The 13,338-nt window shown below is 61.2% G+C and carries 9 protein-coding genes; 3 read left to right on the forward strand and 6 right to left on the reverse strand.

The window, feature by feature from the left end; translation table 11 throughout:
- Positions 1-10 precede the first annotated feature (10 nt).
- Positions 11-1,027, forward strand: coding sequence for an ABC transporter substrate-binding protein (locus ACIPZE_RS05405; protein WP_400771832.1), 1,017 nt, complete (start codon positions 11-13; stop codon positions 1,025-1,027).
- A gap of 202 nt (positions 1,028-1,229) precedes the next feature.
- Here the strand turns inward: ACIPZE_RS05405 and ACIPZE_RS05410 are convergent, their stop codons facing one another.
- Positions 1,230-1,427: a helix-turn-helix transcriptional regulator gene (locus ACIPZE_RS05410; protein WP_400771834.1), complete on the reverse strand. Its 198-nt coding sequence runs from the start codon at positions 1,425-1,427 to the stop codon at positions 1,230-1,232.
- Positions 1,424-1,798: a hypothetical protein gene (locus ACIPZE_RS05415; protein WP_400771835.1), complete on the reverse strand. Its 375-nt coding sequence runs from the start codon at positions 1,796-1,798 to the stop codon at positions 1,424-1,426. The genes ACIPZE_RS05410 and ACIPZE_RS05415 overlap by 4 nt, the downstream gene beginning before the upstream one ends.
- A gap of 233 nt (positions 1,799-2,031) precedes the next feature.
- On the opposite strand from ACIPZE_RS05415, the gene ACIPZE_RS05420 reads away from it, so the two are divergent.
- On the forward strand, positions 2,032-2,523 hold the full coding sequence (locus ACIPZE_RS05420) for a hypothetical protein (protein WP_400771837.1): 492 nt from the start codon (positions 2,032-2,034) through the stop codon (positions 2,521-2,523).
- A 72-nt stretch (positions 2,524-2,595) separates the two neighbouring features.
- On the opposite strand, the gene ACIPZE_RS05425 is transcribed toward ACIPZE_RS05420, so the two are convergent.
- The 4 genes from ACIPZE_RS05425 to ACIPZE_RS05440 form a co-directional block, all read right to left on the reverse strand.
- Positions 2,596-3,075 carry a copper chaperone PCu(A)C gene (locus ACIPZE_RS05425; RefSeq protein WP_400771839.1) on the reverse strand — a complete coding sequence of 160 codons (480 nt, stop codon included), beginning with the start codon at positions 3,073-3,075 and terminating at the stop codon, positions 2,596-2,598.
- Entirely contained in the window at positions 3,075-3,680 is a 606-nt protein-coding gene (locus ACIPZE_RS05430) for an SCO family protein (protein ID WP_008079652.1), read from the reverse strand. The genes ACIPZE_RS05425 and ACIPZE_RS05430 overlap by 1 nt, the downstream gene beginning before the upstream one ends.
- 156 nt (positions 3,681-3,836) lie before the next feature.
- The gene (locus ACIPZE_RS05435) at positions 3,837-5,231 is read right to left on the reverse strand and encodes an efflux transporter outer membrane subunit (protein WP_400771841.1); all 1,395 of its coding nucleotides are present in this window, start codon (positions 5,229-5,231) and stop codon (positions 3,837-3,839) included.
- Between the two features lie 175 nt (positions 5,232-5,406).
- Positions 5,407-6,201 (reverse strand): helix-turn-helix transcriptional regulator, encoded by a 795-nt coding sequence (locus ACIPZE_RS05440; RefSeq protein ID WP_129394311.1) that lies wholly within the window; start codon positions 6,199-6,201, stop codon positions 5,407-5,409.
- A 488-nt stretch (positions 6,202-6,689) separates the two neighbouring features.
- On the opposite strand from ACIPZE_RS05440, the gene ACIPZE_RS05445 reads away from it, so the two are divergent.
- On the forward strand, positions 6,690-13,100 hold the full coding sequence (locus ACIPZE_RS05445) for an amino acid adenylation domain-containing protein (protein WP_400771843.1): 6,411 nt from the start codon (positions 6,690-6,692) through the stop codon (positions 13,098-13,100).
- Positions 13,101-13,338 lie beyond the last annotated feature (238 nt).

Consider the following 13,338-nt stretch of genomic DNA (forward strand, 5'->3'; position numbering starts at 1 on the left):
CGAGGTTGTCATGGCCACACCGTTGAAACGTTCCGCGCTGACTCTGTTGGCTGCATCCCTGGCGGCCACTGCGCTGTTCAGCACTAACGTCCACGCCGAAGGCAAGATCAGCATCGCCCAACAATTCGGCATTGGTTACCTGATTCTTGATGTGGTGCGTGATCAGCAGCTGATCGAAAAACACGGTAAGGAGCAGGGCCTCGACATCAAGGTCGACTGGAACAGCATCTCTGGCGCCACCGCGATGAACGAAGCGCTGCTGACCGGTTCGCTCGATGTGGTCTCGGCTGGCGTGCCGCCGATGCTCACCGTGTGGGACCGCACCAAAGGCAAACAGAGCGTCAAAGCCATCGCCGCGCTCGGTTCGATGCCCAACTATTTGCTGACCAACAACCCGAACATCAAGACACTCAAGGACTTTAGCGACAAGGACCGGATCGCCGTGCCGGCGGCCGGCGTGGGTTTCCAGTCACGCACCTTGCAGATCGAAACCGCCAAGGAATTCGGCGACGCCCAGTTCAAGAAATTCGACGACATCTCGGTCAGCCTGCCGCACCCCGACGCCACCGCCGCGTTGATTGCCGGCGGCTCGGAAATCAACTCGCACTTCTCCAGCCCGCCGTTCCAGTATCAGGCGCTGCAGAATCCCAACGTGCACAAAGTGCTGAGTTCTTACGACATCCTTGGCGGCCAAGCGACATTCAACGTGCTGTACACCACGGAAAAATTCCACGACGAAAACCCGAAGACCTACAAGGCGTTCTACGCCGCACTGGCTGAAGCCGAGAAAATCATCAAGGCTGACAAACCCGCTGCTGCACAGGCGTACATTCGTGTCGAACAGTCGAAATTGCCGCTGGCCCTGGTCGAGCAAATCGTCAAAGACCCGGAAATCGATTTCACCGTGGTGCCGCAGCGCACATTCATCTACGCGGAGAAATTGCAGGAATTGGGTGTGCTGAAGAACAAGGCGGGGAGTTGGAAGGATTACTTCTTTGAAGAGGCGCATGAGGGGGCGGGGAGCTGATACACGCAATACATCGAGCTGTGCGCCGCCCAGTAATCACTGTAACAAGTAGCCCGATGATGGGACTTTCCGGAATGATATAACCTGTGGCGAGGGGATTTATCCCCGTTGGGTCGCGCAGCGGCCCCTCTTTTGATTCATAAAAGGATGGGCCTGCTGCGCAGGCCAACGGGGATAAATCCCCTCGCCACAGGGGGCGGTGTTAACTCTCTTTGTCGTCGAAGATGTCTTCAATGGGCATTTCGAACGCGCGGGCAATCTGGAATGCCAGCGGCAAACTCGGGTCGTAGCGCTCATTCTCGATCGCATTGATGGTCTGGCGCGACACGTTCAGGCGTTGCGCCAGATCGACTTGCGACCATTTGCGCTCGGCGCGCAATTCCTTGAGGCGATTTTTCATTGGTAGCGGCGTCGCGCAATTTGCAGGCCGACAATCCACATGAGCCCCATCACCGGCCACACGCACGTCCACGGAATGTGGGGAGCGCCGACGTTTTCCAGAAAACCGTAGCTGAAGGTCAACAGTGCCGAGGCGGCGAAAGCGAAGCCCAGCGCTTCAAACTGGATGCGCAGATGCATTTCGTCCATGCGCCGCATGTTGCGCACGATTGCCCAGCACATCAGTCCCGCCGGAATGACCGGCGTCAGCGCGACGGCCGAGCGCAGCACGATGGGGGCTTCCATCAGGTATTGCGAGGCAATCAATGAGGCTGTCAGCACCAGCATGTAGATGATTAATGCTGCGCCCAATTCGAGGTAGTACCGGTTCATTCTCCATATCCTATGTAAAAGACCCTTTACATGGTCGCCGAAGATTTGTCCGGTGTAAAGTACGCTTTCCATCAGGCTGGTAACCTCGAACAGACTCATGCCGGAGGATTTTCGCCTGGGTCTGCAGCTTAGGGTCACGCTTTCTGGACAGCGTAATAGCCACTCAGTAGCATTCGACTCCAACGGATTATCCCTTCGCACGTCGTCCGACGTGGAACGCTCAAGGAATCGACATGCGTGACACCCCCAATGATCCGCAACGAACGGTCGTGACCCTGGTCAACGGCGAGATTCGTTGTGAAACGCAGATCAGTTTCAGCTCGATGTCGCTCGTCGATGGCGAGATTCGGGTGCATCGTGCTGAAGGCAATCAGCTAGACGTTCCGGTGCCCGGGGCGGACTTCGCGCTGCGCTTTGATCTGGACGGCGTGCAAAAAGTACCGGTGACGCAACAGACGCCGGTTGAACCGGTGCCTGCCGATGACAGCTTGAAGTTGTTCACCTCGAAAACCGTATGGATCACCCTCGGGCTGTGGTTCTTCGTCAGTTCGGTGTTTGGTTGGCTGGGGATTGTGGCGGCAGGCGGATATCTCGGTTACCAGTGGCGTGAGGTTGAGAAGCGCAAGGAACAGCTGGCCAAGGCGCCCGTAGATAAAGCCGTGACCCGTTCCGCCTCGGGGATGTCACGGGAAAGCGTGCGCAGGGCTTTGGCCCGCAAGCGTTAGTGCATACCCAAAACAAAAAAGGGGCGGCCTGATCATCGATCAGGCCGCCCCTTTTTTTACAGCCCAGTCAGATCAATGCATCTTGCTGTGATCGTGACCTTCCATGCTGGTCAGCGCACGAACCGGTGCCTTCACTTCGATGGTTTCTTTCTCGCCCTTGGCGTTCTCGACGGTCAGGGTCAGCGGCACTGTTTCGCCTTCTTTCAGCTGACCGCTGAGGCCCATCAGCATCACGTGGTAGCCGTTCGGATCAAGCTTGACGGCTTTGCCGGCCGGCAGTTCGACGAACTTCACCGGGCCCATGCTCATGACGTCGTTCTTCATGGTCATTTCGTGGATCTGCACGTCTTTGGCCACTGGTGTGGCGACGCTGAGCAGTTTGCTGTCGCTGTCGGCGGTGAGGGTCATGAACGCGCCACTGGCGGTCTGGGTCGGCACGGTGGCGCGGACCCAGGCGTCGTCGACTTGGGTCTGGGCCGACGCCTGGAACGCCAGGCCCATCAGCGACAGGGTCAGCGCGGCGCGTTTGATGTGATTCAGAACAGGGTGCATCAGCAAACCTCCATAACAGTAAGCAAATCTTCCGTGCATTGTTCTGCCGAAAGCGATGTGGACAGACCCAGGCGCAGACCGCCGTTGGAGTCGTAAACGTAACTGGTGGCAGTGTGCGAGATGGTGTAGGTGTCGCCGGCCGGGACTTTCTCGTAGAACACGTCGAATTCCTTGGCCGTGGCCGCGGTTTCCTCAAGCGTGCCATACAGCGCCACGAAAGTCGGGTCGAAGGCTTTCATGTAGGCGTCGAGGATTTCCGGGGTGTCGCGTTCGGGATCGAGGCTGATGAAAATCACCTGCAAGCGGTCGCCATCGGCGCCCATCAGCTTCTTGATTTTCGCCGCGCGGGCGAGGGTGGTCGGGCAGACTGCCGGGCACTGGGTGAAACCGAAGAACACCATCGGCATCATGCCGCGAAAGCTCGACAGCGTCATGGTTTCGCCATCGGTGTTCTTCAGTTTGAAGGTGCGTCCCATGATCTTGTTACTCAGATCCTTGCCGTACTTGTACGACAGTTGGCCGCGGGTGTCGCAGCCGGCGAGCAGGCCGAGCCCGAGTACGCCCATTCCCGCAAGCACCTTGCGGCGAGTCAACAAAGCCGTCATCTAATACCGCCTTTTGCAGCCCGTCAGTCGACAGGACTGGCGGGGGGTTAACCGTAAAAGCGGCGCATGATACCAAACTGAGACCAGACGACGGCTGCGGATCGCCGCGCGGTGTGGGATCTGGCGACAAAAGGTGTAAGAAAAAGTGACGAGTGCTTACTGCACTTGCGCCGCATCGGCCCGCCAGCCGCCGCCCAGCGCGGTGTACAGGTTGACCTCGGCGACCAGTTGCGCGAGGCGGTCGGTGATCAATCCTTGCTGCGAACTGAACAGCGAACGCTGTGCATCGAGGAACGTCAGGCTGCTGTCGACACCGTTCTTGTAACGATTCTGCGCGAGGTTGTAATAGGTTTGCGTGGCCTCGACCAGATCGCGTTGCGCCTGCAATTGCTGCTGATAGGTGGCGCGCGCGGCGAGTCCGTCGGCGACTTCCTGAAACGCCGTTTGAATCGATTTTTCGTATTCGGCGACGGCGACGTCTTTCTGCAGTTTCGAATAATCCAGGCTTGCGCGCAGGCTGCCGGCGTTGAAGATCGGCAGGTTGATTTGCGGTTGAAAGGTCCACGCGCCGGAACCACCGCCAAACAACCCGGACAGATCGCGGCTGGAAGTGCCGGCATTGGCGGTCAGGCTGACACTGGGGAAAAACGCCGCCCGCGCCGCGCCGATATTGGCGTTGGCGGCTTTCAGTTTGTATTCGGCCTGGAGAATGTCCGGGCGCCGTTGCAGCAAGTCCGAGGGCAAACCGGCCGGCAGTTGCTCGACCAGATCACTGGCCAGCGGTTGCCCGGGCAAGGACGCCGGCACCGGCGTGCCGACCAGCAAGGTCAGGCTGTTCAGGTCCTGCGCGACCTGGCGCTGATAGCGCGCCAGATTGGCCCGTGAACTGTCGACGCTGGTTTGCGCCTGCGCCTGCTCCAGCGCCGAGGATTTGCCGGCATCGCGATTGCGCGTGGTCAGGTGCAGGCTCTGCTCGTCGGCGGCGAGGGTGTCGCGGGTCAGTTCGAGCAGTTCCTGATCGGCGCGCCAGGTCAGGTAGGCATTGGCGACGTTGGCCACCAGACTCAATTGTGCGCTGCGCCGCGCCTGTTCGGTCGCCAGCCAGGTTTGCAGCGCCTGCTCGCTGAGGCTGCGCACCCGGCCGAAGAAGTCCAGTTCGTAGGCGCTGATGCCAAGGTTAACCGCGTAGGTCGAGTTGATCAGCGCTTTGCCTTGGGTCACGCTCGGCGGCATGCGCTGGCGTGATTCGCTGGCATTGGCCGACACCGCCGGGTACAGGTCGGCACGCTGGATGCGGTATTGCGCCTGAAACGCTTCGACGTTGAGCGCCGCGACGCGCAGGTCGCGGTTGTTGACCAGGGCGCTTTCGATCAGTCGTTGCAGGGCCGGATCATTGAACAGCGTGCGCCAGTCTTCGCTGGACGTGGCGGCCTGCGTTGGCAGCGGATATTGCGTTGCAACCGGTGAGGCGGGCTGCTGGTAGTCGGGAATCAAGGAGCAGCCGGCCATCAGCATGGCCATGGACAGCAGAGAAAATCGCAACGTCGACATCAAACAGCCTCGTTCATGAAAGAGCAGATGCTTGTAGTGAATAACCTAAGCCAGACACTCCCCCCGTAGGAGCTGCGGCACGCTGCGATCTGTTGATCTTGTTTTTAAACAAAGCAGGATCAAAAGATCGCAGCGTGCCGCAGCTCCTACAGGGGGGGAAGTCAGTTGAACCGGCTCAGGCCCCGGCCATCCATTTCGCCAGCCCATGCCGGCCACTGACCCCCAGTTTCGCCGTGGCGCGCTTGAGATAAGTCTCGATCGAGCTGTTTTTGACCCTCAGCTGTTCCGCCATTTGCGGCACCGTGCCGCCGGTCAACAGGCCCAGGCACACCTCCTTTTCGCGTGCCGAGAGAACGATGCCGCTCAGTCCCAGGCGTTCATCGAATACCTGCGCCAACGGTGCCTGATCCAGTTCGGCCAAGGGCTGGCGCGGTTGTCTGGCGAGGAGTTGCCGACTGATCTGCGCATGGCGCTCGATCAGCGGCAGCAAGGTGTCGGAAAGGCTCTTGAGAAATGACAGTTCCGGCAGGGAAAACACGCGTTGGGTGTGCGGTCGGTAAAACGAGATGACGCATCGGCGGTTCGAGGTGCGCGAGACCAGATTGCACTGGTGGGCGCTGTGCTGCGGGTGGCGTGGCTGGAGCGAGGCTTTCAGTTGGATCAACAGCGAGTCGTTCATCTCGATCATCTTCTGTAGCAACGGATGATCGTCCGGTCGCTGCAACGGGTCGGGCGGCGGGAACGTCTGCGCCTGTCCGGCGCTGCCCAGCGGCTTGATCTCGACCACGCTGGCCTGACGCTCATCCAGCGTCCATTCACTCAGATCGACGCGGTTGACCGGCACCAGGGTGTCGACCAACTGGAACATGTTGGTGGCGAAGTGATCGTCGCCCGTGCTTGCAATCAGCTCCCCCAGTTGCCAGTAAAAGTGCGGGTTTTCCATGTTGCGAATGCTGCCGGTCAGATTCATATCCTTGTCATCCCTGTTTCAGAGCCATCACTGAATCGTCTGCCGTCTATGTAAAAGCCGCCCACGCAGTCATTTCTCCTTGAACATGATCCGGTGGGGGATTTAAGCCTATGGATTTGTCCTACGTCTGTAGGGGAAAACAGGGACACAAAGTGCCACTATTTCTGAATCTTGGCGCCGGGGTTCTGGCGGGGCGCAACACCAGCGAGGCGTCGCAAGTGACTGTTCAGTCATGCCAAGACCCTGAAAACCGGGGTAATGCTTTTGGCTGATCGGCGGTGCTCAGGCAAATGGCGGCGCTGCTATGTGGTTCTTTTCCTACAAGCTTTTCAGAATTTCCTCTCCGAACTTCTAGGCAGTGCCTACGCTAGCCACGCCAGAACGGCCAAACAGCCGCGTGCAGGCGATGTGGTTGTCCGGGTTTCAGGTGTCATGTCGGTGTCGGGGCCGATGCTTGAATACCCGGCAAATTACATGAGATGGATCTTATGCCGCCTATTTCTGCCAACGTGGCGGGCGATCAGTCCGCGCCTGTCGAGACGTTCCCTCTGACTGCCGCCCAACGGGATATCTGGCTGGACCAACTGAGTCGCGGAGATTCGCCGCTGTACAACATTGGCGGTTACGTTGAACTGAGCGGGCCGCTGGATCCGCAGTTGCTGCAAGCGGCACTTGAGCGACTGGTTGCAGGCCACGATGCCTTGCGCACGGTGCTGCTCGCCGAGGTCGGTGACGACGGCCTGCCATTGCAGGGATTTGCCCGGCAGTTGCCGGTGGCCATGCCGCTGCATGATGTCAGCGAGCATTCAGCACCACAGTCAGCGGCACAGGCGTTGATCGAAAAACAGATGGCGCAGGCGTACCTGTTGAGCGGCCAAGCATTGTTTCGCTTCAGCCTGATTCGCCTTGATCGGCACCGTCACTGGCTGGCGGCGCAGGCGCACCATTTGATCATCGATGGCTGGGGTTTCGGTCTGTTGTTCAAATCGCTGGGGGAAATCTACAGCGCGTTGTGCCGTGGCGACCAGCCAGCCGTGGCGGCGCCGTCCTATGTCGGCTTCATCGACGATGACGCGCGCTACCGGCAGTCATCGCGCTACGAACTCGATCAACGCTACTGGCTGGACAAGTACCGCAGTATTCCCGACCCCTTGCTGACGCCGCGTCATCACGAACCCCTCGACCCTGAAACGGCGCCCAGCCTGATCCATGTCGAGGCTTTTCCGGCGCTGTTGCACGAACGCATGAAAGACACCGCGCGGCAGCTCGGCGGCTCGGCGTTTCATGTGCTGCTGGCGGCGCTGCACGTGTATTTCAGTCGCACCGCGCAACGTGACGAGTGGGTGGTCGGCTTGCCGATTCTCAACCGCTCCGGGGCCCGTTTCAAAAGCACTTTGGGCTTGTTCACTCAGGTCAGCGCGATGCGCATGGGCTTTGGTCGAACACTGTCATTTGCCGAATTGATCCAGGCGATCGGCGCTGGCCTGAAGCAGGATTTCCGTCATCAGCGCTACCCGCTGAGCGAGATGAACCGCGCGCTGGGCCTGTTGCGCGAAGACCGTTCGCAGCTGTTCGAATTGTCGGTGTCCTACGAGCAGGATGACCATGACTACCGTTACGGTGACGCGCCGGGGCACGTGGTCAAGGTCTCCAACCAGCACGAAGCGACACCGCTGGCCCTTCACCTGCGCAGCAACCGTTACAACGACAAGGCCTGGTTGCATCTGGTGTATTCGCCGGCGTATTTCGCGGCGGACGAGATCGCCTCGTTCACCGAGCGCTTGTTGCTGATCCTCGAGCAAGGCCTGGAGTCTCCCGAACGGGCGGTCGCCGATTTCGACCTGAACACGCCAGCAGAAATCGCCCGGATCAATGAGTGGAACGACACTGGGGTCGGCTATCCGCAAGGCCAGATGATTCATCAGCGCTTTCAGTCGCGGGCAGCCGAACAGCCGGACGCGGTGGTCGCCACTTATCAGGGACGGACGCTGAGCTACGCCGAACTGAATCGGCAAGCCAATGCGCTGGCCCATCATCTGCTGGGCCTTGGCGTACGGCCTGATGAGCGGGTGGCGATTGTCGCGCGCAGGGGCCTGGAAACACTGGTCGGGCTGCTGGCGACGCTCAAGGCTGGCGCCGCTTATGTGCCGATTGACCCGGCGCATCCGCCCGAGCGCCTGAGTTACCTGCTCGGCGACAGCGCTCCGGTGGCGCTGCTGACGCAAAGTGATTTGCGTGATCGCCTGCCCGCCACAGCGCTGCCAGTGATTGAACTTGATCGCCGGGAGTGGTCGCTCGACCACTTGACCGATCCCGACGTTCCGGGGTTGAACACGACCAATCTGGCCTATGTGATTTACACCTCCGGCTCGACCGGGCTGCCCAAGGGTGTGATGGTCGAACACCGCACGTTGGCCAATCTGGTCGATTGGCACTGCGCGGCATTCGCTCTCGGCGCCGGGCAGCACACGTCGAGCCTCGCCGGGTTCGGTTTCGACGCGATGGCGTGGGAGATCTGGCCGGCGCTGTGTGCCGGGGCGACGGTGCATTTTTCCCCCGCGAGCGAAGGCAGCGAAGACATCGACGCACTGCTCGCCTGGTGGCGTGCGCAGCCGCTGGACGTCAGCTTCCTGCCAACACCGATTGCCGAATATGCCTTCAGTAAACAACTCGATCACCCGACCTTGCGCACCTTGCTGATCGGCGGTGATCGCCTGCGTCAGTTCAATCGTGCGCAGGGTTTTGCGGTGGTCAACAACTATGGCCCGACCGAAGCCACGGTGGTCGCCACTTCAGGCCTGATCACCCCGGGGCAGGCGTTGCACATCGGCAAACCGGTGAGCAATGCCACGGCTTACTTGCTCGACGAGCAGCAGCGCCCGGTGCCGCTCGGCATCATCGGCGAGTTGTATGTCGGCGGCGCCGGTGTCGCCCGCGGTTATCTGAACCGTCCGCAATTGACCGCCGAACGCTTCCTGGACGACCCGTTCAGCGCGCAGCCGGATGCGCGCATGTACCGCACCGGCGATCTCGCCCGTTGGCGCGGCGATGGCAATCTTGAGTACATCGGCCGTAACGACGATCAGGTGAAAGTTCGCGGTGTGCGTGTCGAGCCGGGCGAAATCGAAGCCGCTCTCGCCAGCCATGCGGCGGTGCAGGAAGCCGTGGTGCTGGTGCGCGACGGCCAACTGTTGGCGTGGTTCACCGAGCGTGAAGCGCTGGACATTCTGCAATTGCACGCGCACCTGACCTCGCGCTTGCCGGCCGCCATGCTGCCGGCTGCGTACGTGCGTTTGGCGACGTTACCGTTGACGGCCAATGGCAAGCTCGACCGCCAGGCCCTGCCGGCACCGGGGCCGGAAGCGTTGATCCGTCGTCAGTACGAGGCGCCACAGGGTGACGTCGAAATCGCTTTGGCGCAGATCTGGGCCGAGGTCTTGCAGGTCGAGCGGGTAGGGCGCCACGACCATTTCTTTGAGCTGGGCGGCCACTCGTTGTTGGCGGTCGGCCTGATCGAACGCATGCGCCAGATCGGCATGAGCAGCGATGTGCGGGTGCTGTTCAACCAGCCGACACTGGCGGCGCTGGCAGCGGCGGAGGGCAGTGGTCGCGAAGTCGAGGTGGCGGCCAACCGCATTCCCGCCGATTGCACGCACATCACGCCGGACCTGCTGCCACTGGTGCAACTGGATCAGGCGATGATCGAGCGTATCGTCGCGACAGTGCCGGGCGGCGCCGCCAACGTGCAGGACATCTACCCGTTGGCGCCGTTGCAGGAAGGCATTCTCTATCACCACATCACCGCCGCGCAGGGCGATCCGTATCTGCTGCAATCGCTGTTGGCGTTCGACAGCATCGAGCGGGTCGAGGCCTTCGCCGCTACGTTGCGTCAGGTCATGGCACGCCACGACATCCTGCGCACGGCCGTGGTCTGGGAAGGGCTGACGTCACCGGTGCAAGTGGTTTGGCGTGAGGCCATTTTGCCGGTGCAGGAGGTTGAACTTGACCCTGTCCACGGCGCGATCATTGATCAATTGCACGCGCGTTTCGATGCTCGGCGCTATCGCCTCGATGTCAGTCAGGCACCGCTGTTGCGTCTGATGTTTGCCCGTGATCCCGTGCATAACCGCGTGGTCGGCATCTTGCTGTTCCATCATTTGGCGATGGATCACATCGCGCTGGAGGCCATGCGCGAAGAAATCCACGCCTGCCTATCGGGTAGCGCCGAACCGCTGGCGGCACCGGTGCCATACCGCAACTATGTGGCGCAGACGCGTCTGGGCGTCAGTGAACAGGAACATGAAACGTTCTTTCGGCAGATGCTCGGCGACATCGACGAGCCGACCTTGCCGTTCGCCTTGCAGAACGTTCAGGGCGATGGCAGCAACATCGAAGAAGCCGGGCAAGCTGTGGCGCCCGATCTCTATCAACGCATGCAGCAGCAGGCACGTCTGGCCGGCGTGAGTGTCGCCAGCCTGATCCACCTCGCCTGGGCGCAGGTGTTGGCGGCGACATCCGCTCAGCAACGTGTGGTGTTCGGCACGGTGCTGATGGGCCGCATGCAGGGTGGCGCGGGGGCCGATCGCGCGCTGGGGGTGTTCATCAACACCTTGCCGCTACGGGTCGATGTCGGTGAAGGCGCGCGCGCTGCGGTGAAGTCCACCCATGCACGGCTGAGCGCTTTGCTCGCCCATGAACATGCCTCGTTGGCGCTGGCCCAGCGTTGCAGTGGCGTCGCCGCGCCAGCGCCGCTGTTCAGCGCCTTGCTCAACTACCGGCACAGCGATGATGTCGAGCAAAAAACCTCCCGGCAAACCTGGGAGGGCATTGAGACCCTGGCCAACGAGGAACGCACAAACTACCCGTTTACCTTGAGTGTCGATGACTTCGGCACGGGTTTGCGCCTGACCAGCAGAACCTTGTCGAACATTGGCGCGCAACGGATTTGCGCTTACGTGCAGGCGGCTTTGAACGGTCTGGTCGAGGCGTTGGAAACTACGTCGCAACGGCCGTTGAGCAGTCTGCCGTTGCTGCCGCAAGAAGAACTGCACCAGTTGTTGGTCGAGTTCAACGATACGGCAGTCGATTGCCCGATGGATCAGCCGCTGCAGGCGCTGTTCGAGCAACAGGTGCTGCGCAAGCCGGATGCGATTGCGGTGCAATTTGCCGAGCAGCGCCTGACCTATCGCGAGTTGAACGAACAGGCCAACCGTTTGGCCCATCATCTGCGCGGACTCGGCGTACAAGCGGATTCGCGGGTCGCGATCTGCGTCGAGCGCGGGCCGGAACTGGTGATCGGTCTGCTGGGCATTCTCAAGGCTGGCGGTGCTTACGTGCCGCTCGATCCGGATTATCCGCTGCAACGACTCAACTACATGTTGCAGGACAGCGCACCGGTCGCGCTGCTAGTGCATGCAGCGACGCGCGATCTGCTCGGCGAACCCGGCGTACCGCTGATCGATCTCGACCTCGGTTTATGGCAGGACCAGCCGCACGACAACCCGCAGGTGCCGGATCTCGGCGCGACGAATCTGGCCTACATGATCTACACCTCCGGCTCCACCGGTACGCCGAAAGGCGTGATGATCGAACACCGCAGCGCCTGCAACATGGTGCACTGGGGCTCGCAACTGGCGCCGCCCACCGAACACGGCGCGTTGCTGCAAAAGGCCCCGTACAGTTTCGACAGTTCGGTGTGGGAAATTTTCTGGCCGCTGTGCACGGGCATGCGCCTGGTGCTGGCGAGGGCCGACGGCAACCGCGATTCGGCCTATGTGACGCAAGTGATCCGCGAGCAGAACATTACCGTGGTCAAGTTCGTGCCGGCGTTGTTGCAGCAGTTCATCGAACAGGACGACGTCAGCCAGTGCACCAGCCTCACCGATGTGCTCAACGGTGGCGGCGAATTGACCGTTGCGCTGGCCCGGCAAGTACGCGAACGCCTGCCGTGGGTGCGCCTGCACAACGTCTATGGGCCGACCGAAACCACGGTCGATAGCAGCGGCTGGACATTGGAACCCGGTGAACCCGTGCCGCCGACATGGGTGCCGATCGGCAAGGCACTGAGCAACACGCGGCTGTTTGTCCTCGATGGCTGCGATCAACCGGTGCCGCTTGGCGTCAGCGGTCATCTGCACATAGGTGGGGCGGGCGTGGCGCGCGGCTATCTGGGGCTGCCGCAATTGCAGGCCGAACGCTTTATCGACAGCCCGTTTGTGGCCGGTGATCGCCTCTATCGCACCGGTGATCTGGTGCGTTACGGCGCTGATGGCAATCTCGAGTTTCTCGGGCGCAATGATTTTCAGGTCAAGCTGCGCGGGGTTCGTCTTGAGCTGGGCGAGATTGAAGCGCGTCTGCTGGAGCATCCGGCCATTCGTGAGGCGGTGGTGCTGGTACGCGATGAGCGACTGGTGGCTTATTACAGCGTGCGTGCCGAGCTGACTGCGCCGACGCTTGAAGCGTTGCGCACGCATGTTCTGGCGCAGTTGCCGGAGTTCATGGTGCCCGGCGCCTACGTGCTGCTGGCGGCGCTGCCCTTGACGCCCAACGACAAAATTGATCGCAGGGCGTTACCGCAACCGGGGGCGGAGGCGCTGCTCAGCCGGCCTTATGCCGCGCCCGAAGGCGACGTGGAAACGGCCCTGGCGCAGATCTGGGCGCAGGTGCTCAAGGTCGAGCAGGTGGGGCGCGACGACAATTTCTTCGAACTGGGTGGGCACTCGTTGCTGGCGGTCAGTCTGGTCGCGCGCATGCGCCTGGCCGGCCTGCATGTCGACGCGCGCACGCTGTTCAGCCAGCCGACACTGGCCGCACTGGCGGCACAGACCTCGCGACAGGCGAAGCAGATCGAGATCGCCCCGACCACCATCCCCAACCTCAACCGCAAACGCCGCCTCTGACCTCTCCCTGTAGGCGCTGCCGCAGGCTGCGATCTTTTGATCTGCCTTTTTAAGAACAAGATCAACAGATCGCAGCCTGCGGCAGCTCCTACAGAGGCGAGTAGCGGGAGGGCGGCTTGTCCCCGCTTCCCATGTCAGACACCCACGGCTCGATGTTTTAGTTTTTCCAGGCTGCGCGCCGCGTGCACGGACTCGCTGCTGCGCGCTCCTTTTTTCCGCATTTACAGCAGGTTACCTC

Source organism: Pseudomonas sp. NPDC089741, assembly GCF_044748825.1.
GTDB lineage: Bacteria > Pseudomonadota > Gammaproteobacteria > Pseudomonadales > Pseudomonadaceae > Aquipseudomonas > Aquipseudomonas helmanticensis.

Coding starts and splice junctions, on each gene's coding strand:
- ACIPZE_RS05405 (WP_400771832.1), top strand. CDS start 11: ATGGCCACACCGTTGAAACGTTCCGCGCTGACTCTGTTGGCTGCATCC.
- ACIPZE_RS05410 (WP_400771834.1), bottom strand. CDS start 1,427: ATGAAAAATCGCCTCAAGGAATTGCGCGCCGAGCGCAAATGGTCGCAA.
- ACIPZE_RS05415 (WP_400771835.1), bottom strand. CDS start 1,798: ATGAACCGGTACTACCTCGAATTGGGCGCAGCATTAATCATCTACATG.
- ACIPZE_RS05420 (WP_400771837.1), top strand. CDS start 2,032: ATGCGTGACACCCCCAATGATCCGCAACGAACGGTCGTGACCCTGGTC.
- ACIPZE_RS05425 (WP_400771839.1), bottom strand. CDS start 3,075: ATGCACCCTGTTCTGAATCACATCAAACGCGCCGCGCTGACCCTGTCG.
- ACIPZE_RS05430 (WP_008079652.1), bottom strand. CDS start 3,680: ATGACGGCTTTGTTGACTCGCCGCAAGGTGCTTGCGGGAATGGGCGTA.
- ACIPZE_RS05435 (WP_400771841.1), bottom strand. CDS start 5,231: ATGTCGACGTTGCGATTTTCTCTGCTGTCCATGGCCATGCTGATGGCC.
- ACIPZE_RS05440 (WP_129394311.1), bottom strand. CDS start 6,201: ATGAATCTGACCGGCAGCATTCGCAACATGGAAAACCCGCACTTTTAC.
- ACIPZE_RS05445 (WP_400771843.1), top strand. CDS start 6,690: ATGCCGCCTATTTCTGCCAACGTGGCGGGCGATCAGTCCGCGCCTGTC.